The organism is Sinorhizobium sp. GQ132, assembly GCF_059758575.1.
Window position 1 is genome coordinate 430,522 of sequence record NZ_JCAXDX010000001.1, and the last position, 20,145, is coordinate 450,666.

Below are 20,145 nucleotides of genomic sequence, written 5' to 3' on the forward strand. Positions count from 1 at the left end.
AAAGTCGCGGCCGTTGTTGCTGCGGCCGATTTTCTGCTGCAATTGATTAAGCGATAGCGTGCAACTGGTGCGGGTTCCACCGCCGCCGGACCAATGCGCCGGTTGATTGGACTTAGGTCCGTGGGCTCGGTCGTCAAAAGTCCCAAGATGCGCTATGACCAAGGGGTAAGGGATGGCGCGCGTTGACCGGCCGGCCGGAAATGCTAATTTGGCGGTTGCAAAGAACGCAGCAGTGCCGGCGACGAATTGAGCGGGCCATCGTGAGATCTCTCGTGCACGTCGACGACCTCATCAGACGGTGGAACTCTCAGCCGCTGGCGAAGCAGTTCCTCATTATCGGTGGCTCGGTAGCCGCTGCGGCGATGCTCGTCGTCGGCGCCTTCGTGACGAGCCTTATAGAGGACGCCGTGACGCGCAACTCCGCGGCCACCACGGCGCTCTATGTCGACAGCGTGATTGCGCCGCTCCTGCCTGACATGCAAACGACGCAGGTGCTCGACGATTCGGTGGCACGGGCGCTTGACGAAACGCTTGGGCAGGGCGCTTTGGGTGATCGGCTTGCGTCATTTCGCCTCTGGCGCGCCGACGGCACCGTACTCTATTCGAGCGACAAGGCCATGGTCGGTCAGAAGTATGAGCTGGGTCCGGAGCTGACGGCAGCATTCGACGGCGGCATGGTCGCTCGTTTCATGCCTCTCGACGAGGCCGACGGCGAGACGGAGCGCCTTTCGAGCAGTCCTCTCCTGGAGATCTACAATCCCCTTCTCCAACCCTGGTCCGGCGAGGTGGTCGCCGTCTCGGAGTTCCACGAGATTGCCGACGAATTCGAGCAGAGCCTCAATCGGGCGAGGCTTCACACTTGGCTCGCCGTTGCCGGCTTCACGCTCGCCTTCTTCATCGCCCTTTCGGCCATCGTCCTGCGCGGCAGCAGAACGATAGAGAAGCAGCGCCATGCGCTTGCGCAGCGCGTCGACGAGCTTTCGGCGCTGCTTGCGCAGAACGAGACACTGCGCGGGCGCCTGCGCCAGGCCTCCCAGCGAGCGACCGCGCTGAACGAGACCCTGTTGCGGCGGATCGGCGCCGATCTGCATGACGGGCCGGCGCAACTCGTGGCCTATGCTTCGCTGCGACTGGACAGCAACAAGCTTGTCAGCCCCAAGACGCCCGCCGAACTGCGCGAGCGTGAGATCGCCGCCATCAAGGGCAGCCTCGACGAAGCGATGAACGAGATCAGAACGCTGTGCAGCGGGCTGGTCCTGCCGCAGATAGAGACCGCCGGCCTGAGGAAAATTCTGGAGCGCTGCGTCCACGCCCATGAACAACGAACGGGAACCACCGTGGAGTTGTCGATGACCGACCCGCCCGAGCGCCTTTCGGCATCGGCGAAGATCTGCATATACCGTTTCGTGCAGGAAGCGCTTAACAATGCCTACCGTCACGGCGGCGGCATCGCGCAGCGCGTGACGCAGAGCACGAAGGGTGACAAGGTTACCGTCGAGGTTGCAGACGGCGGGCCGGGCTTCGACCCCAAAGACGTACGGCCGACGAGCCTCGGCCTCGCGGGCCTTGAAGGCCGAGTCGAGAGCCTCGGCGGAACATTCGAGATCAACCCCAACGCGCCCGGCACGATTGTCCGGATGTCGATCGGTTTTGAGGAAACGGAGCAGGCATGATGACGGGAATTCGAGTAGCCGTGGTCGATGACCACCCCTTGTTCAGGGAGGGTGTGACACGGAGCCTGTCGGAGATCGACGGGTTCGAGGTCGTCGCCGAAGGCGGGTCGCGGGACGAGGCGATCGCGATTGCGCAAAATTTCAACCCTGATGTGATGCTGCTCGACATCTCCATGCCGGGCGGCGGGCTGAACGCCATTCCGGCGATCCTGAGCGTCGCGCCCTCACAAAAGATCGTCATGCTGACCGTTTCCGAGGCGAATGACGACGTCGCTGCAGCTCTCAAGGAAGGCGCGAAAGGTTACCTTCTCAAGGGGATCGGTGCGAGGGCGCTGGCGGACGTCATTCGCACTGTCGCCTCAGGCGAGAGCTATGTCGCCCCCACCCTTTCCGCCAAGCTGCTGACGGGCCAGCTGGCCAATCCCGCACCGGCCAAATCCAACCTCGTTGCCGAGCTGACGCGGCGCGAACAGGAGGTCCTGCACCTCGTCGCCTCGGGAATGAGCAACAAGCAGATTGCCCGAAAGCTCGATCTGCACGAGAAAACGGTGAAACATCACATGACGCAGATCATGGCGAAGCTCGACGTCGCCAACCGGACGGAGGCCGCCATGGTACTGCGCGACGCGCTCGACTGGCGTCCGGTCAGTCAATGAAGGACAGAAGCCGTTTCCGGTCGGCCGACGTTGCACGCCGGTTGACAATCGTGCGCCCGCGCGAATCCTTCATGATGTAACGGGCGCCTTCGATCACCTCGCTGATGCCGTCCCGGTGACGTACGCGCAGGATGGAGCCGCCCCCTTCTACGGACGTCGTTGCTCTTCCGCTTGCCCGGCCGGAATTCGAATTGCCGCCGCCCTTACCGTTTCCGCCGCCGCCCCCGTTTCCGCCGCCGTTGCCACCGCCTCGTCCACCGCCATTGCCACCGCCTCTTCCGCCGCCGCCGCCACCGCCGCCACCGCCGCGCCCGCCGCTACCACCTCCCTTGGCGAGAGCGGATTGCGGTTCCAGTTCAATGCCTGAGCCCGACAGCGCGATTTTGTAAGGCGATACGGCGATGGGAAGGCCGACCGAAACCCAGCACAGTGCTGCAAGAAAGTTTCGACGCGTGACCATCACGCTCCTCCTGAAGAGTTTTTACCGGGATGCGCCTGATCGCGGTCTCGCGAATGCCTTGACGCTATCACCGACCGTCGGCGTCGCCGCCGACCCGACAACAGTCCACCGGGAAAGCTCGACATTCGCTTTCGCCGGCTGTTGCGCCATCTTTGGTCACGGTCTGACCGGTGCGTCAACTGCAATCGGGGTGTCTCAGACGTTTCGCTTTCGCCGGCCGGACGATCGTCCGATATGATTCGGACCAAAGTCCGACGACGGGGCGCGGTGGCCAGGCGAAAGCCGTACTGCAGCCTCCCGAACGAGAGGCTGCAGGAAGGGATATCCATGCGGTTTCCATCGCGCAACCTGGCCGGGCCATGGTGGCGCTGCGGCCGGCCGACGCGGCCGGATCAGGCCGCCCGCACGCCCGCTTTCATCGGGATTTCGATGTCGACTTCGAGCGTGGTGACGTGCTCGCCGCGTTCCATCGTGACGTTAACCTTGTCGCGGTCGACCTGGACATGCTTGGCGATGACCGCGAGAATTTCTTCCCGGAGCACCGCAACGAGGTCCGACTGGCCGACCGACGCCCGCTCATGCGCCAGCAGCACCTGCAGGCGCTCGCGCGCCGTCGGCGCCGAGGTCTGCTTGCTGAAGAAACGGAAAATGCTCATGCTGCCCTCCGTCCGAATATCTTGCCCAGGAAGCCGCGCTTCTCGCCGGGAATGGTCATCGGCACCGTTTCCCCCGCAAGGCGGCGCGCGGCATCCAGATAGGCGCGCGCCGGAGCGCTGCTGCTGTCGGCGAGCGTCACCGGGGCACCGAGGTTGGAAGCCTTGAGAACGTCCATGCTCTCCGGAACGATTCCGATGAGCGGGATGGACAGGATCTCGAGAACGTCATCGACCTTGAGCATGTCGCCGCGCTCGGCGCGGACGGCGTCGTAGCGCGTCAGCAGCAGGTGCTTCTCGACCCGCTCTCCGCGCTCTGCCCTTTCGGTCTTGGCATCGAGCAGGCCGATGATGCGATCGGAGTCGCGGACCGAGGAGACTTCCGGATTGGTGACGATGACGGCGAGGTCGGCGTGGCGCATCGCGAGCGTCGCGCCGCGCTCTATCCCGGCCGGGCTGTCGCAAATGATCCAGTCGAAATGCTTCTTGAGCTCTTCCATCACCCGCTCGACGCCCTCGGGGGTCAGGCTGTCCTTGTCGCGGGTCTGCGATGCCGGCAGCAGGAAGAGGGTGTCGAGCCGTTTGTCGCGGATCAGCGCCTGCGGCAGCTTCGCGTCGCCCTGGATCACGTTGACGAGGTCGTAGACGACCCGGCGCTCGGCGCCCATGACGAGGTCGAGATTGCGCAGCCCGACGTCAAAATCGACAACGACCGTTTTCTCGTTGCGCTGCGCCAGCGCCGCACCCAGTGCGGCGGTTGACGTCGTCTTGCCGACGCCGCCCTTTCCAGATGTAACTACAACTACTTTCGCCATCTTCCCGCTCCTGTTGTCAGAGCGGGAGGAAAACTGCGAGCGGTTTCCGCCCGCATCCCCGCTCTAATTCTATAAATCAGCCGGCGACCGGCTCAGTTCAGTCTTTCTGCCATGATCGAATCGCCTTCCAGCCACAGCTGGACCGACTGCCCCCGCAGATTGGGGGCCATGTCCTCGGCCGTCTTGTAGACGCCGTCGATTGCCAGCAGTTCCGCTTCGAGTCGGCGGCAGAAGATGCGCGCAGACGCGTTTCCGACCGAGCCTGCCAGCGCCCGCCCTCGAAGCGTCCCGTAGATATGGACCGAACCTCCTGCGACGATCTCCGCGCCGGATGCGACGGAGCCGACCACCGTCACGTCGCCTTCCGGGAAGATGACCGACTGTCCGGACCGAACCGGTTCCCGGACGATGATCGATGCCGTCGCCCGAACCGGCTGAACGTCCTCCGATGTCACCGGCGCAGCGGCCTTTCCCTTGCCGGCCTTCGGCGGATCGGCCGGATCGGCCTCGGGCACTTCGAAATCGGGAGCCGGCCGGCCGCCCTTCATGGCAGGCGGCATCCCGGGCTCGAAAAGCGAGGGACGTCCGCCTTCGATCCCCATGACCCTGACATTGCGCTGGCCGAGCTCGTCGAGCAGGCTCTTCAACTGTTTCCGGTCGATCTCGAGATCCGCCACGTCGAGCACCACCGGGCGCCCCAGGAAGAAGCCCGCCGAACGCGAAGCGAGGTCATCGAGCCGGCCAAGCCACCAGTCGAGCGGCAGTTCCGGGGAAAGCACCAGCGCCAGGAAGGAGCGGCCCTTGATGCGGATCGAGCGAGCGTCTGTTAGCACTTTGGTCATCTTCGTTAATTTTTGGTTGCCAAGATGTAGGCGAGCCATGGTTAACAAACAGTTAACCGGGCCTCCTTCTTTGCCTGATCTTCGGTCCGTTTCGCCCCTGCACGACGTGAAGATTTCCGTCACGCGCGAGACCGTCTGTCCAAGATGAGACTCGACGGAACCGGCGACCAGTTCTAGGCAGCATGGTGACGAGGGGAGCTTGCACAGGGCTGACGAAGGCGGGATTCCCATGCGGGAAGAATTGACCGCTGCCGCCGAAATCGGGGGAGAGAAACCCTGTGAACCTCTCCCCCCGCACTTCTCAGGGCTTGCCTCCAGGTCAATCCGGACGCCTTGCCCCGGCCTGGATGAAGGCGTCTGTGTCCCAGATGGGAAATTCCTCCTCCGCCTCCGGAAGGCCGATATCGCGGCGCATCCGATTCGACAGGTGAGAGATCTGGTTTTGTGCCTGACGGCGCCTCCATGCGGCCGACATCAGTGCTCGTGCGGTCTTCCAGACGCCGAATTTGCGGTAAAGCTCATCGGCCGCCGCCGCGAGGGGTTCGACAACTATTGCTTGTGGTTCACGCATGACTGTCCGTTCCGGCGCGATGATGCGGCCAGGTCCTTTCGAGGATCAAAAGACGTGCGGATGCGGAACGCAACAATGCGAACAATTGTCCCGTCAGCCGGTCACGTCAGTTAAAAGGGAAGCGCCAAATGGCGGAGATGCGGGCTTGTGAGCCTCAGATCAGTAGCGGCTGAAGCCAGATGCGCGTCGCATCGAAGGCACGATAGCCGTTCCGCCACAGAGGCGCACAAACACGAGATTGGAATTCATCTTACGCCTCCTCTGATTTGAATTGCGGATGAGGTGATCCTCGCACGAGACCGGCCGATCGGCAAGTACTCAATTTCGAATTGCAATCGGTGCTTCATCCCTGTTGCGGGAATACAACAGTCTTCCCATGAGAAGGCGCATCCGTGCGGCAGGGCACGTCGTTCAACTGCATCTATTATTGCTTGGCGAGACTCATGTTACCCTAACGGCGCATCTCCGGTTGAACGCAGGGCGGCCGCTTCTCTACTCGCCGTCGTGCAGTCAATCGAAGATGATCGTCAGCAGCGGAGAAAACATCATGAACCGCAACGTTATCATTGGCATTATCGTGCTCGCGATTATCATTCTCGCGGTCATATTCTTCATGCCCGGGACGGCTGAAACGCCCCCCGCGACTGAAACGACTCCCCCCGCGACGACGGAGCCCGCGCCCACAGAACCGGCACCGGCACCGACGACACCTGCACCCTCTCAATAAAGCCGGCCGATCGCACGCCCCGTTCAGGGACGGGGCGTGCGATCGGATTCTTACTCGATCTCCTCGACCGGCTGCACCAGCTGCGGCCCGAGATGCAGGTAGCGCGTGGCCTTGCGCTTGGCGGCAATATCCGCCCAGACGCGCTCGACCTGAGCCGCGCCCAGATTTGCCGCGCGTCCGACCTCGTCGGCGCTGAGCCCGTTGTTGAGGCCGAAGAGGCACAGATCCATTCGGTCATAAGGCAGCGAGAAATAGAACTCCTCCTGCGTCTGCTCGAGCGAATAGGTGTCGGTGGTCGGCGGCCGGCGCCGGATTTCCTCGGGAACGCCGAGATAACCGGCAAGCGCATAGACCTGCGACTTGTAAAGATGGGCGATCGGCTTGACGTCCGCCGCGCCATCGCCGTTCTTGACGAAGAAGCCCTGATCGTATTCCAGCCTGTTCGGCGTACCGAGCACGGCAAAGTTCAGCCGGTCGGCATGGTAGTATTCGATCTGTTTGCGGGTGCGCTGCTTCATGTTCGTCGCGGCGACGATGCCGAGATAGACGGAAGGCGGCATGCGCAGCTTCGTCTGCTTCCCCTCGGGGTTCTGCACCACGAGCGAGGAAATGTTGTAGCCGTCGCCTTCGAGCGCATTGGCGATGACGATCTTCGACGCCCAGCCCGGCCCGTAATCCGGGACGAGTTCGCGAATGAAGGCGTCACGCCGCTGATAGCAGCCCATGGCGTCGAGCGTCGGTCCGATGTCCTCGACCACCGCCTCGACACCGAACCTCTCGGCGACCAGCCGGCCGAGGTGCAGGCTTTCCGGATCGGAATCGTTTTCCGGCATGAAGAGACAGAAGACGTTCTTCGCACCGACGGCGCGCACGGCCAGCGCGACCGAGACGCTCGAATCGATGCCGCCGGAAAGGCCGAGGACGAGGCCGCGTTTGCGCAGGCTGCGCAACTGGGCCCGCAATCCGGCAACTATACGTTCGGCTTCCGCAGCTTCGTCGATTTTCAGCGTGTCGGCCGAGAAGACGAGCCTGTTCTGGTCCGGTCGGATATTCATTCTGCGGGCTCCAATGTTTCGGCCGCAAGGCGGCGACTCACTTTTCCTGTATCCGTCTTCGGCAATTCGGTGCGGAATTCGACGATCTTCGGCACCATGAAATCCTCGAGATGGCGGCTGCAATGACGGATGATGTCCTTCTCCGTCAGCGTCGGGTCCGACAACACGACGAGAGCGCCGATCGCGGCCCCAAGCACCGGATCGGGAACACCGATGACCACGGCCTCGGCAATTCCGGGATGCGCATGCAGCACGGTCTCGACCTCCTTGGGCGCCACCTTTTCGCCGCGCGTCTTGATGATGTCGTCCTTGCGGCCGACGAAATAGAGGAAACCCTCCTCGTCGGTACGGAACAGGTCACCGGTGTGAAGCACCTTTTCCCATGGATTAGGGCCGGGGCGGAGCATGCGCTCGGTCGCGGCGTCATTGCGCCAGTAGCCCTGCATCACATGCGGGCCGCGGATGACCAGTTCGCCAGGTACACCGGGCGGTACCCGGTTTCCCTCGTCATCGACCACGAAGGCTTCGGTGTTCGGTATCGCGATCCCGACGGAACCCGGCCGCCGGTCGAGCTCTTCCGGCGGCAGATAGGTGCAGCGTTTGCATTCCGTCAGTCCGTACATGGAATAGAGCCGGGCGCCCGGGAAAAGCTCCCTCAGGCGGGCAATATGCGCCGGCGGCAGTGCTGCCGCGGTATTGGAGAGAAAACGAAGGCTCGGGAGAAAGCCGGGTTCGAGGTCACGCATCTGCAAGATCATTGCCGCCATGGTCGGCACCAGCGGGAAGCCGGTAACCCCTTCGGTCCGGATACGGTCGAAGATCGCCTGCGGGAAGGCGAATGACTTTTCGAGTACGAGCGTCGCGCCGAGCCGGATCGCCATCAGCAGCTGATAGAGCCCGTAGTCGAAGGCGAGCGGCAGCACGTTCAGGATGATGTCGTCAGGCGTGTTCTGGAGATAGGAGGTGATCGACTCCGAAGCCGCATCGATATTGCGATGCGTCATCATCACGCCCTTGGGACGGCCCGTCGACCCCGAGGTATAGATCAGCATGCCGAGGTCGACGTCGATGCCGCCGTGGCGGACGGGTGCGGGCGCAACCGTGAGGCACTCCTCAAAGGAAGCGGCACCGTCCGGGATGCGCCCCCCCGGACCCGCGGTCGAAGCGACGAATGGCGCATGGCCCCGAGCAAGCGCCAGCGCCTCGGCAACGACCGGCATCAGCTTGGCCTGCGTCAGGATAGCCGCCGCCTCGCAATCGGCGACGATATAGGCAAGCTTGTCCGCCTTGGTCGAAGCATTGATCGGGCTGAAGGTCGCACCGGTCTTGAGGATCGCGAAGATCGCGACGGCCGCCTCCCAGCAATTGTCCATGAACACGAGAACCCGGTCGTTCCGCTTCACGCCGCTTTCGGCAAGAGCGGCGGCGAGGCGGCTCGAAAGATCGTCGAGTTCGGCATAGCCTAGCCGCCGGCGATCGGTGACCAGCGCCGTCTTTGCCCCGTTTGCCGCGGCGTTCCTGATGAGGAATTGCTCGAACCGCATGATGGTGATGCCCCCGCCCTTCGCCGCTTACGCCGAGACCGGCACGGCGGCTTTCGCTTCGATGAACGCCGAAATCCGCGCGAGCGAGTCGAGATTTTGCGGGACGATGTCGGCATCGGCCATCACGATCCCGAAATCGTCTTCGATGAAGGCCACCAGTTCCAGAACGCCGGTCGAATCGATGATGTCGTTCTCGATCAGCGAAGCGTCGTCGGCGAGTTCGTATGCGCTGTCGCCGAAGAGAAAGTTCTCGATGACGAATGCCTTGACCTTGTCCTTAATCGCTTGGGTCATTCCACTTTCCTTTTCTCCAAGGGTTTTTACGCGGCCTCAGCCTTGCGAAGGCTGGTGCCGGTGAATGTCTGCAGCCAGAGTTGCGTCGAGAGGACGCCGACGAAGGCCGCGTTGTCGCGGAAACCGGAGGCCGGGCGCGACTGGCATTTCTCGTAGAGTTTCGTTACCGCTTTGGCGTTGAAGAGCCCACCGGCGGCGACCGCGTCCTCGCTCATGGCCGACCGCACGTAATCGAGTTCGCCCGCGCCGCTGAAGGAGTGGCTGTCCGGAGCGCGATAGGGCTGCTTCGTCCGCCGGCCGATCGCCGGCGGCAGCAGATCTTTCGTCGCTTCGCGCAGGATATGCTTCTCTACGAGCCCTCTGAGTTTCATGTCCGGCGGCAGCTTTGCGGCGAATTCGACGAGGCGGTGGTCGAGGAACGGGAAACGGCCCTCGATCCCATGCGCCATCGCCATGCGGTCGCCTTGGCTCGAGAGAATATATCCGGGCAGCAGGAAGCGGCTTTCGAGATATTGGGCCTGATGCAGCGGATGCCAGCGGCCAAAGGCGGCGGGGAGCCGGCTGACCAATTCTTCCGCCGCATCATAACCCTTGAGTTCGGCGCGCAGGTCCGAGGAGAAGAACATCTTGGTTGCCGCCGTGCCTTTGAGGCGTGGCCGATGCGAAAAGAGCGGGTCGTCGAGGGCAACGTCGCCGGCGCCGAAAAAGGCGGCGAGATACTCGGCCGACTGCTGCTGCAAACCGGGCAGATAGGGGTAGAGCTTGCGGAAGAGGTGCGGCCTGATGCGCGAGCCGGGTTGCCGGCCGCAGAAACGGCGGACGCGCGCTTCCTTGAAGATATCATAACCGGCGAACACCTCGTCGGCGCCCTCGCCCGTCAGCACTACTTTCAGACCCGCCTCGCGCACCAGGCCGGACAATTTGTAGAGCGGTGCGGGCGCCGTGCGGATGATCGGCTTCTCCGTAAAGCGGATGACATCGGGAAAGTCCCTGGCGATGTCACCGGCGCGGCATGCGACAGCCCTGTGCTCGGTTCCGAGTGCCGCTGCCATCTCCTCCTGGAATGCGCTTTCGTCATGCTCCGCGCTGTCGAAGGTGACGGAGAAGGTGCGCAAGCCTTGGGACGTCATCCCAGCCGCCAACGCCGAGATTATGGACGAATCGAGGCCGCCGGAAAGATAGGCTCCGACGGGCACATCGGCCCGCATGCGGATCCGCGTCGCGTCCGTCAGGAGCGCGCGCAGTTCCTCCGCAGCGCGGCTTTCCTCCGCGTAGGCAGAGCGCTCGTCGCGGTCCGGATAATCGAGCTGCCAATAGGGCCGTGTCGTGATGCCGTTCTGATCGGCGATCATCAGATGCCCGGGCTCGAGCTCGTGGATGTCACGGAAGGGTGTGCGCGGCGCGATCGGCGCCCACAGGGTGAATATCTGGTCGAGCGCTATCGGGTCGATCTCTGCGGAGACCCCCGGAACTTCGAGGAGCGCCTTGACCTCGGATGCGAAATAGAGCGTGCCGCCTTTCAACGTGTGGAACAGTGGACGCACACCCATGCGGTCGCGCGCGAGCACCATCCGGCGTAGGCGTGCGTCCCAGATCGCAAAGGCGAAGTCGCCGTTGAGGAGGGAAAGACAATCCGCGCCCATCTCTTCGTAAAGATGGAGGATCACCTCCGTATCGCTGGAGGTGCGGAAACGGCGGCCCCTGGCGCGCAGGTCGTCGCGCAACTCCACATAGTTGAAGATTTCGCCGTTGAAGGCGATCGTCAGCTCGCCGCTCGGGTCGGACATCGGCTGCTGGCCGTCCCCGAGCCCCACGATCGACAGCCGAACATGACCGAGGCCCGCACCCGGCACGGTGAAGAGCCCAAGCTCGTCCGGCCCGCGGTGGCCGATCGCGGCCGTCATCCTCTCGAGAAGGGGCTTACCGTCCCGTATTGAACCAAAATACCCGCCGAATCCGCACATGCCTATTCGCTCTCACGCCCGCAATGACACCCTAAATATAAACTGAATACCGGCGAGAATAGTTAATCAGCGGGGCTTTTTTCAATAATGGTAAATTGTCTTCTTGACCTCGATAATAATCACCGCATCCTCGCCCGCCTAATATTCACATTTACTTTGATACGTTTTTACGCATATTTTACTAAAATTGGACGCACCAACAAATCATGCAATCTGAACGGATGGATAACGGGACCGCGCGCCGCCCAGGTTCTTTCACATTGCAGGGGCCGAGGCGTGGAACCGCGTAGTTTCCATTTTGTTAAGAAAAAGCGTCCAATCTTAACGTTTGAGCTGCACATCTCGGAGCACATGATGAGCTACGATTGGACCGGCGAGCGGACACGTCGGATGAAGATGATGAGATATGCGATCGCCATTGCCCTCGCCCTTGGGCTTATCGCCGGCGCGGCATCCTGGACGCTGCAGACCATCTAGGCCTGTTGAGATTCATTTCGAGTTTATAACGGCTGCTGCGAGATGGATAATGGCGTTGAAGCTCTGGTCGGTTTGTCGGCACGCATGGCGATGCGCTTGAATTCCTTGAGTGCCGAGCGTGCGCGTCTCATAAGACGCGCGGCGCAGTAGGAGGCGTATCGGTGGACTGCAATCTCTCCTTTGCCTCGTCCCTGTGCTCGTCACAGGGATGAGAGCAGCGCCGCGTCTGCGGCGCGGAAGAGTTCTTTCAGCCCAAGGACTTGGTCTGGCTGGATTCCTGTGACAAGCACAGGAATGAGGGACCGGGGATGTACGGCTATCACAACTTCAGCTTGGGAATGTGCGAGGGATGGTCAACCTGTCCCGCAATGAAAGGTCACGTCCACATTCCGGCATAGAATCGAAGCGGGACGCTGTACACGGGCGTGACCGGCGACTTTCCGCGCCGCCTCGCTATCTTCCCGGTTTATGAACCGCGCCGAGGGGCCGCACCCTCTCCGACCTCATCCCCCTGTGCTCGTCACAGGGATCCAGCAGCGCCGCGTCTGCGGCGCGGAAAACGTTCTTTCAGCCCAAAGACTTGGCCTGGCTGGATTCCTGTGACGAGCACAGGAATGAGGCGATCAAACAAGCGGCGGGTGGCCCGAATCTCAACAGGACTTAGGCCGTCGCGCATTCGGCTTGCCCGGCAGGCAAACGCGCCCGATACATCTTTTCTAACTCGAATTGAGTAAACGCTAAACCTTGACGCGAGCGCGCCCCGGGAGTGAAATCCGGGTTGAGGCGTATGCCTTGAGGCCGACCGCCGAATGCTATTGAGGAGGCGGCCTCACCAGTTTCGAGGGGACGATAGGTGGACCCCGCCGCATAACCGATCAGCAGCAGCGCGGGTTCACCTATCGGGTCAGGCCAGTTCGAGGCATACCAGGACGCTATATTTTCACGTTTTGCATAATGGCGCGGGAACAAAGCAGTTCCTTGCGTGTTCTTCGACGCAGCCGCGTGGAGGGTCGAATGCAGAGAAAATTCATGCCGACGGACGTATTCCTGCGCCTCGAGAAGGAATGGCAGCACATGCGCCATGCAAAGCACAATCTCGAGATCGAGGCCGTTCCTGCGAACGATCAGCGCATCGACGGTATCAATGAACTGGAGCCCTCCGCGATTCCGCGGAATGCGCATAGGAGCTAGTCCGCTTCGTCCCCCAGATTACCGATCATCGCGTTCCACTATCGACGATCCGAAATTCCGCCATATCGGGCGGCACCACCGCGCCCGCCGAAACACACCCAGCGGTCCGCCGGGCAGCGTCACGGCGATCGAATTCAGGCTCGGCGGCCAGAATTCACCGTGCTCGGAGCCGGCCTCTCGATCCTTCCACGGTCTTTAACTGCACCGCGCTCACGACTTCGTGGCTGCAGAGTAGCGCCGCAGGGGCTATTATCCCGCCCCATGAGCCACAGGCTTCAGAGCTTCAGGTCGAAGGGAGCGAGCGATGACCTTCACGCGGCGCGCAGTCGTTCAGGGGCTAGGTATCGGTATGTCGCTGCCGCTCATGCCGCGGGCGTGGGGCCAGGCTGCCGACCTCACGACGCGGGTCATACCGAAGAGCAAAGAAGCGCTGCCGCTGGTCGGCCTCGGCACCTGGATCACTTTCAACGTCGGAGACGACCCCGTCCTGATGGACGAATGTGCCGCCGTGATCGCTGCCTTCTTCGAAGGCGGCGGTCGGATGATCGATTCCTCGCCGATGTACGGATCGTCCCAGCCGACCATCGGCTACGGCCTCCGTAAGCTCGGACATCCGAAGCGGCTCTTCTCGGCGGAAAAGGTCTGGATATCGGACCCCGGCGAAGGCGCCGCCCAGATCGAGGCATCGAAGGAATACTGGGGCGTCGAGAAATTCGATCTCATGCAGGTTCACAATCTCGTCTCCTGGGAAGAGCACCTGCCCGCGCTCTTCGACATGAAGGCGGCAGGCCGGCTGCGCTATGTCGGCATCACCACCTCGGAGGGGCGCAGGCACCGCGAGATCGAGCAGGTCATGGCGACCCGGCCGATCGATTTCGTCCAGGTCACCTACAATATCCTCGACCGCGAGGCGGAGGAGCGCATCTTGCCGCTGGCGCAGGAGAAGGGCATTGCCGTGATCGTCAACCGGCCGTTCCGACAGGGCGATCTGATCCGACAGGTCGAAGACGAACCGTTGCCGGCTTGGCTTGCCGAGACCGGGGCCCGCAGCTGGGCGCAGTTTCTCCTCAAGTTCATCATTTCGCATCCGGCGGTCACCTGCGCAATCCCCGCGACTACGCGCGTCGACCATGTACGGGAGAACCTGGAGGCTACCAGAGGCATCCTGCCCGACGAGAAGTTGCGCCGCCGCATGGCCGCCTATGTGGAGGCGCTGTGAAGCACGATCCTGTCGCGCATGATACGGATTTGACGTGATGTCGGACTGGGGGACCTACACGCTCGCGGATTTCCTGATGTTTTCGCCGCGCGTCTATTTCCGCCTTGTCGAACGCTACAATCAGGGACTCTGGCCGCTTCAGCCGGTCTTCGTCGCGGGCGCGCTTGCCATCCTTTTCGCCACTGCGACGGACGGACGGCGCGCCCGCGCCGCGGCCATGGCGACGCTCGCCCTGGCCTGGCTCTTCTGCGCGTGGCAATTTCTCTGGCTGCGTTACTCCACCATAAACTGGGCAATGTCCTATGCGACGGCGGCCTTCATGCTGCAGGCCGGTCTGCTGCTTCTCGCGGTCCGGTGGACGCAAGGCGGCGTATTGCCCGCGAACAGACTGCGCCGCCGTGGCGGCATCGGCCTGATGGTCTTCGGCTCGCTCGGCTATCCTTTCGGCCCGCTGCTTGCCGGCCGCGCGCCCGCCTCGGCCGAAATCTTCGGGGCAATGCCGGACCCGACCGTTGCCGTGACCCTCGGCGCCCTCCTGGCGCTCATGCCGCAGAAGCTGTGGCTGCTTCTGCCCATTCCAGTCCTCTGGTGCGTCTTCAGCGCACTCACCCTTCTGGCCATGGAGGATGCAGGCGCCTGGGTGCCATTCGCGGTGATCGTCGCGACATCTGTCCTCCTCGTCGTCAGACGTTGACGGAAGCTCACTCCTTCACCGCTCCCGTCATCGACGAGACGTAATAATCGACGAAGAAGGAGTAGAGAATGACCACGGGCAGCGAACCGAAGAGTGCGCCCGCCATCAGTGCGCCCCATTCGAAGACGTCGCCGCGCACCAGTTCCGTCAGCACGCCGACCGGTACTGTCTTGTTTTCCGAGGACTGGATGAATGTCAGCGCGTAGATGAACTCGTTCCACGAGAGCGTGAAGGCGAAGATGCCGGCCGATATCAGGCCCGGCACGGCGAGCGGCAGGATGATCTTGACCAAAATCTGCCAGCGCGTGGCTCCGTCCACCAGCGCGCTTTCTTCCAGTTCGAAGGGGATCGAGCGGAAATAGCCCATCAGGAGCCATGTGCAGAACGGTATGAGGAACGTCGGATAGGTGAAGATCAGCGCCAGCTTGGAATCGTAGATGCCGAATTTGAAGACGATGAAGGCGAGCGGAATGAACAGGATCGACGGCGGCACCAGATAGGCGAGGAAGATTAGCAGCCCGACGGGCCGCGCGCCGGTGAAGCGCACCCGCTCGATCGCATAGGCCGCGAAAACCGATGCAGCCAGCGACAGGATGGTCGAGCCTACGGCCACCAGCATCGTGTTCCAGAGCCAGCCCGGATAGGAGGTCTCGAAGAGCAGATACTTGATGTGGTCGAGCGTCGGACGGACCACCCAGAAAGGACTGTAATTGTTGTAGTCGGTCAGCTGCGCGTTCGGCTTCACCGCCGTGATCGCCATCCAGTAGAAGGGGAAGAGCAATACGAAGACGAAGACCGCCATCGGCAGGTAAAGCACGACGATCCGCCGCGGCAGGCGGTTCAGATAGCTCATGCCCTCGGCCGTGTCGGTGAGCACCTCGTCGTCGGTTCGTGTGGTCGTGTTCATTTTGTCCTCCCGCTCAATCCTGGCCGCCCTGCTGCCATTTGCGGCGTTGCAGACCGAAGAAGCTGAACATGATGGCGGCAAGCAGGAAGGGGATCATGGCGACGGCGATCGCCGCCCCCTCCCCGAGCTGCCCGCCCGGAATGCCGCGCTGGAACGAGAGCGTCGCCATCAAGTGGGTTGCATTGACCGGCCCGCCCTTGGTCAGCACGTAGATCAGCTGGAAATCGGTGAAGGTGAAGAGCACCGAGAAGGTCATGACGACCGCGATGATCGGGGTCAGCATCGGCAGGGTTACATAGCGGAAACGCTGCCAGCTGGTGGCGCCGTCGAGCGAGGCTGCCTCCTGCAGCGAAGCCGGGATCGTCTGCAGGCCGGCCAGAAGCGAGATCGCCACGAAGGGAATGCCGCGCCATACATTGGCGGCGATAACGGAAGCGCGCGCGTTGTTCGGGTCGCCCAGGAAGTTGATCGGCCCGTCGATGATCCCGAGCTGCATCAGCGACCAGGAGATGATGGAAAACTGCGAATCGTAGATCCACCAGAAGGCGAGCGCCGAAAGCACCGTCGGCACGACCCAGGGCAGGAGCACGATCGCGCGGAAGAAGGACTTGAAAGGCAGGTTTTCGTTCAGCAGCAGCGCCAGCCAGAGTCCGAGCACGAATTTCAGGATCGACGCCACGAAGGTGTAGAGCAGCGTGTTGTAGACCGAGAGCCAGAAGACCGAATCCCGGGCCAGGAACTCGTAATTCTCGATCCCGATGAAGACGCCGTCGCGGCCTATGCGTGTGTCGGTGAAGCCGAGCCAGACGCCCAGCCCGAGCGGATAGGTCAGAAAGCAGATCAGGAAGACGGCTGCCGGCAGCATAAACAGGAAGCCGAGCACATTGTTGTTCTGCATCAGCGAAGCCGTGGTGGATGGCTTTCCGGACGGCGTTATGGAGGACATCGGGCTTCTCCGGCTGGAGGAACGGATCTCGAGGCATTTGCCGGCAGCGTTTGCTGCCGGCTTTGAGGCGGCCCGTGGGCCGCGGGGGTCAGACGCGATAATAGCGGTTCGCCCGCCGTTCGGCCTCGATGATGGCGTCTTCCGGCGTTGCCTGGCCGGTGACCGCACTGGCGAACATGTCGACCAGGACGTAATCGGCCATTACGCCTGCCGAGGCATAGCCGAGCGGTCCGGCGTAGCCGTTCGGCCGCAGCGTCTCCGAGGCGCGCGCATAGGGCGCGTGGATCGGGTCCGAGGTCCAGACCGGGTTGTCGGCAAAGGCCTTCAGCGGCTGGCAGCAATAGGCGCTCGATCCCTCGATCCAGGCGTTCATCTGGTCGGCTTCCATCATGAACTTGAGATAGGCCTTGGCGGCCTCGGGATACTTGCTGTGCTTGAAGAGCAGGATCGAGCTCGTCTGGTGGAGTTCGACGCTCTGGCCGACCGGACCGACGGGGAAGTTGGTCGTGCGGATGTCGGCCGCAAGCTCCGCAAGGGCCGCGTCCTTCTTGGCCGCATAGTAGAGCGAGACGCCGTTTGCCGTCAGCGATACCTGGCCCGCAAGGAAGGCGCGGTTGTTGTTGATGTCGAGCCAGCTTTCGGTGCCCGGGATGAAGGTCTCGTATAGCGACTTTGCGTAGTTGACCGCTGCGAGCGTCTCCGGGCTGTTGATCGTGACCTTGCCGCTCTCGTCGACCATCTTGCCGCCATGGCTCCACAGCAGCCAATGGGCGTAGTTGTTGCCGTCGCCGACCGCTTTGCCGTGGGGGAAACCGGCCGGGGTTCCCTTGGCCTTGAGGGCCTTGCAGAGTTCGAGAAAGCCGGCCGTGTCCTTGGGGAATTCACTGAAGCCGGCCGCCTTCATGTGGCTCTCGCGGTAGCAGACGGCGTTGCCGATCGCGGCCAGAGGCATGGCGATGAACTGGCCGTCGCGGCTCGCATACCCCTTCAGGCCGTCGTACCATCCTCCATATTTGTTGCCGAGATAGTCGGCGAGCTCCGTCAGGTCGACGAGCTTGTCGGGATATTGATGTGCGTCGTCGAACCAGCACATCACCATATCCGGACCGGAGCCGACATTGGCGGCAACCGCCGCCTTCGGCCGGATGTCCTCCCAGCTTTCCTTGTCGATGCGGACTTCGACGCCCGTGGCTTCGGTGAACTTCTTGGTGTTGGCGATCCAGGCGTCTTCATCGCCCTTGACGAAGGGCGTCCATCTGAGAAGCCTGAGGCTTGCCCCCTCCTCCGGCTTGTAGCTCGGCTCGGCCTGCGCGAAGGACGGGCGGATGCCCAGACCCGCAACGCCGGCGAGTGCGGCGGAGGTTGCGAGAAAATCACGTCTCTTTATCGGCATGCTACTCCTCCTCAAAATGCGGGAGCGTCTTCCTCCGGCATTCACCGTCCCGCTTGGCGAATGCGGCTTGAGCGATGCCGGCGATTGCCTGGCATCTTTATGGGCCGCGAAGGCTCCTCCCTCCGTCAGCGACGTCAGCCGACCAGCCGCCGTCCCGTTCCGGCGTCGAACAAGTGCACATGCGCGGCATCGATCGCGAGATGGATCGTTTCGCCGGGCTTGGCATTCACCCTCTCGCGGAAAACACAGGTCACATCGTGCCCGCCGAGCCTTGCGATCAGCTGCGTCTCATAGCCGGTCGGCTCGATCACCGCGATTTCTGCCGGCAGCCCGTTCGGGTCGAGCGCCATGTATTCGGGCCTGAGACCGTAGACGAGATCGCGCCCTTGGGCCGCTGCCGCCGGCTGCGCCACGGGCAGAGCCGTTCCGTCGGCGGTGAGGAAGGCATTCGGATTGTCCGGATCGAGGCGGCCCTTGAGCATGTTCATCGCAGGCGAGCCGATGAAACCGGCCACGAAGAGATTGGCGGGGTTGTCGTAGAGCTCGAGCGGTGCGCCGATCTGCTCGACGATGCCGTCATGCATGACGACGATCTTGTCGGCCATGGTCATCGCCTCGATCTGGTCGTGCGTCACGTAGACGGTCGTGGTTTTCAGCCGCTGATGCAATTCCTTGATCTCGGCGCGCATGGCGACGCGCAGCTTCGCATCGAGATTGGAAAGCGGTTCGTCGAAGAGAAACACCTGCGGGTCGCGCACGATCGCCCGCCCCATGGCGACACGCTGTCGCTGACCGCCGGAAAGCTGACGCGGATAACGGTCCAGCAGCTTCGAAAGGCCGAGGATTTCGGCCGCCACGCCGACGCGCTTGTCGATCTCGGATTTGGGTCTGCTTGCCAGCATCAGGGAGAACGCCATGTTGTCGGCGACAGTCATATGCGGATAGAGCGCGTAGTTCTGGAACACCATGGCGATGTCGCGATCCTTCGGCGGCAATCGGTTGACCACCTGATTGCCGATGCGAATTTCGCCCGCGGTGATGTTTTCGAGACCCGCCAGCATCCGCAGCAAGGTGGATTTGCCGCAACCGGAAGGGCCGACGAGAATGACGAACTCGCCGTCCTCGATCTCGATGTTCACGCCCTTGATGACAGGGAAAGCACCGAAGGACTTCCGAACATCGACAAAATCCACGCCTGCCATTTGCGTTCCTCCCAGAACTGATCTTTACCCTTGCGGCCGCCAAATTCATCGTTTGCGCGATCGCGCCAGGCTGAAAACCTCTTTTTATCCGCGGCCGACCAGCGGCATCCTGGTCGCCATCACGGTCATTGTTAGAACATTGGCCGAGAGCGGCAGGCTCGCCATGTAGACGACCGCCTCGGCGATGTGCTCGATCGGTATCGTCGGCTCCGCCGCAACCTCGCCATTGGCCTGCAGCACGCCGGTGCTCATCCGTGCCGTCATGTCGGTCGCAGCATTGCCTATGTCGATCTGACCGCAGGCGATGTCGTGCATCCGGCCATCGAGCGCCGTCGATTTCGTGAGGCCGGTAATGGCGTGCTTGGTCGCGGTATAGGGCGCCGAATTGGGCCGCGGCGTCTGCGCGGAAATCGAGCCGTTGTTGATGATCCGGCCCCCGCGCGGCGTCTGCGCCTTCATCAGCCGGAAGGCATGTTGCGTACACAGAAAGGCGCCCGTCAGGTTCGCCGCGACGATACCGTTCCACTGTTCGAAGGTCACCTCTTCGAGGGGCACGGGCGGCACGTTCGAGCCGGCATTGTTGACGAGGAGGTCCAGCCGGCCGAATTCCGCCCGGACGGCGGCGAAGAGAGCCGCGACCTGATCCGGATCGCCGACGTCGCAGACGACCGCGCGGACGATATTGGCAGTCCGCCCGCCGATATCGCCGGCCGCGGCCTCGAGTACATCCGGACGGCGGCCGGTGATGACGACGCTGTAGCCTTCCGCACTCAAGGCCTGGGCTATGCCCCGGCCGACACCGGTCCCGCCGCCCGTGACCAGCGCGATCCTGCCCTCGCCCGATCCCTTCGCCTGCGCCATC

At 62.6% G+C, this 20,145-nt stretch carries 20 protein-coding genes; 5 read left to right on the top strand and 15 right to left on the bottom strand.

Translation table 11 applies throughout. The features are described from left to right. Positions 1–260: 260 nt before the first annotated feature. Together AC6CIG_RS01975 and AC6CIG_RS01980 are read left to right on the top strand one after the other, a co-directional pair. Positions 261–1,673: a sensor histidine kinase gene (locus tag AC6CIG_RS01975; protein ID WP_018099065.1), complete on the top strand. Its 1,413-nt coding sequence runs from the start codon at positions 261–263 to the stop codon at positions 1,671–1,673. Continuing rightward, a complete protein-coding gene (locus tag AC6CIG_RS01980; protein WP_102764556.1) occupies positions 1,670–2,329 on the top strand; it encodes a response regulator in 660 nt (219 codons plus the stop codon). The genes AC6CIG_RS01975 and AC6CIG_RS01980 overlap by 4 nt, the downstream gene beginning before the upstream one ends. Here AC6CIG_RS01980 and AC6CIG_RS01985 read toward each other — a convergent pair. The 9 genes from AC6CIG_RS01985 to asnB all read right to left on the bottom strand — a co-directional run bounded on the left by AC6CIG_RS01985 (position 2,319) and on the right by asnB (position 11,254). Next, positions 2,319–2,789, bottom strand: coding sequence for a hypothetical protein (locus AC6CIG_RS01985; RefSeq protein WP_498322132.1), 471 nt, complete (start codon positions 2,787–2,789; stop codon positions 2,319–2,321). The two genes, AC6CIG_RS01980 and AC6CIG_RS01985, sit on opposite strands and share 11 nt — an antisense overlap. A 392-nt stretch (positions 2,790–3,181) precedes the next feature. After that, positions 3,182–3,445, bottom strand: a complete 264-nt coding sequence (gene minE / locus AC6CIG_RS01990) for a cell division topological specificity factor MinE (RefSeq protein WP_003526351.1) — start codon at positions 3,443–3,445, stop codon at positions 3,182–3,184. Continuing rightward, entirely contained in the window at positions 3,442–4,257 is an 816-nt protein-coding gene (gene minD, locus AC6CIG_RS01995; protein ID WP_003526353.1) for a septum site-determining protein MinD, read from the bottom strand. The genes minE and minD overlap by 4 nt, the downstream gene beginning before the upstream one ends. Before the next feature lie 92 nt (positions 4,258–4,349). Then, positions 4,350–5,099, bottom strand: coding sequence for a septum site-determining protein MinC (minC, locus tag AC6CIG_RS02000; RefSeq protein WP_018099068.1), 750 nt, complete (start codon positions 5,097–5,099; stop codon positions 4,350–4,352). A gap of 319 nt (positions 5,100–5,418) precedes the next feature. Beyond that, the gene (locus tag AC6CIG_RS02005) at positions 5,419–5,670 is read right to left on the bottom strand and encodes a YjiS-like domain-containing protein (RefSeq protein WP_018099069.1); all 252 of its coding nucleotides are present in this window, start codon (positions 5,668–5,670) and stop codon (positions 5,419–5,421) included. A 777-nt stretch (positions 5,671–6,447) separates the two neighbouring features. Further along, complete coding sequence (gene nadE / locus AC6CIG_RS02010; RefSeq protein WP_437416444.1) at positions 6,448–7,452, bottom strand: NAD(+) synthase; 1,005 nt, start codon at positions 7,450–7,452, stop codon at positions 6,448–6,450. Beyond that, on the bottom strand, positions 7,449–8,996 hold the full coding sequence (locus AC6CIG_RS02015) for a class I adenylate-forming enzyme family protein (RefSeq protein ID WP_018099072.1): 1,548 nt from the start codon (positions 8,994–8,996) through the stop codon (positions 7,449–7,451). The genes nadE and AC6CIG_RS02015 overlap by 4 nt, the downstream gene beginning before the upstream one ends. Before the next feature lie 27 nt (positions 8,997–9,023). Beyond that, positions 9,024–9,290: an acyl carrier protein gene (locus AC6CIG_RS02020; protein ID WP_010976177.1), complete on the bottom strand. Its 267-nt coding sequence runs from the start codon at positions 9,288–9,290 to the stop codon at positions 9,024–9,026. Between the two features lie 26 nt (positions 9,291–9,316). Next, entirely contained in the window at positions 9,317–11,254 is a 1,938-nt protein-coding gene (gene asnB / locus AC6CIG_RS02025) for an asparagine synthase (glutamine-hydrolyzing) (RefSeq protein ID WP_498322135.1), read from the bottom strand. Positions 11,255–11,608: 354 nt separating this feature from the next. On the opposite strand from asnB, the gene AC6CIG_RS02030 reads away from it, so the two are divergent. Then, positions 11,609–11,731 (top strand): hypothetical protein, encoded by a 123-nt coding sequence (locus AC6CIG_RS02030; RefSeq protein ID WP_013850378.1) that lies wholly within the window; start codon positions 11,609–11,611, stop codon positions 11,729–11,731. 660 nt (positions 11,732–12,391) lie between these two features. On the opposite strand, the gene AC6CIG_RS02035 is transcribed toward AC6CIG_RS02030, so the two are convergent. Beyond that, on the bottom strand, positions 12,392–12,913 hold the full coding sequence (locus AC6CIG_RS02035) for a hypothetical protein (protein WP_164866737.1): 522 nt from the start codon (positions 12,911–12,913) through the stop codon (positions 12,392–12,394). Between the two features lie 313 nt (positions 12,914–13,226). On the opposite strand from AC6CIG_RS02035, the gene AC6CIG_RS02040 reads away from it, so the two are divergent. After that, entirely contained in the window at positions 13,227–14,141 is a 915-nt protein-coding gene (locus tag AC6CIG_RS02040) for an aldo/keto reductase (protein ID WP_127708086.1), read from the top strand. A gap of 37 nt (positions 14,142–14,178) precedes the next feature. Continuing rightward, entirely contained in the window at positions 14,179–14,835 is a 657-nt protein-coding gene (locus AC6CIG_RS02045; protein WP_102761663.1) for a DUF6064 family protein, read from the top strand. A gap of 7 nt (positions 14,836–14,842) precedes the next feature. Here the strand turns inward: AC6CIG_RS02045 and AC6CIG_RS02050 are convergent, their stop codons facing one another. The 5 genes from AC6CIG_RS02050 to AC6CIG_RS02070 all read right to left on the bottom strand — a co-directional run bounded on the left by AC6CIG_RS02050 (position 14,843) and on the right by AC6CIG_RS02070 (position 20,144). Next, the gene (locus tag AC6CIG_RS02050; RefSeq protein WP_003526374.1) at positions 14,843–15,742 is read right to left on the bottom strand and encodes a carbohydrate ABC transporter permease; all 900 of its coding nucleotides are present in this window, start codon (positions 15,740–15,742) and stop codon (positions 14,843–14,845) included. A gap of 13 nt (positions 15,743–15,755) precedes the next feature. Next, positions 15,756–16,688 carry a carbohydrate ABC transporter permease gene (locus AC6CIG_RS02055; protein WP_010976183.1) on the bottom strand — a complete coding sequence of 311 codons (933 nt, stop codon included), beginning with the start codon at positions 16,686–16,688 and terminating at the stop codon, positions 15,756–15,758. An 88-nt stretch (positions 16,689–16,776) separates the two neighbouring features. Beyond that, on the bottom strand, positions 16,777–18,081 hold the full coding sequence (locus tag AC6CIG_RS02060) for an ABC transporter substrate-binding protein (RefSeq protein ID WP_018096271.1): 1,305 nt from the start codon (positions 18,079–18,081) through the stop codon (positions 16,777–16,779). Between the two features lie 134 nt (positions 18,082–18,215). After that, positions 18,216–19,283 carry an ABC transporter ATP-binding protein gene (locus AC6CIG_RS02065; protein WP_018096270.1) on the bottom strand — a complete coding sequence of 356 codons (1,068 nt, stop codon included), beginning with the start codon at positions 19,281–19,283 and terminating at the stop codon, positions 18,216–18,218. A gap of 84 nt (positions 19,284–19,367) precedes the next feature. Next, positions 19,368–20,144, bottom strand: coding sequence for an SDR family oxidoreductase (locus tag AC6CIG_RS02070; protein ID WP_102763627.1), 777 nt, complete (start codon positions 20,142–20,144; stop codon positions 19,368–19,370). Position 20,145: the final 1 nt, after the last annotated feature.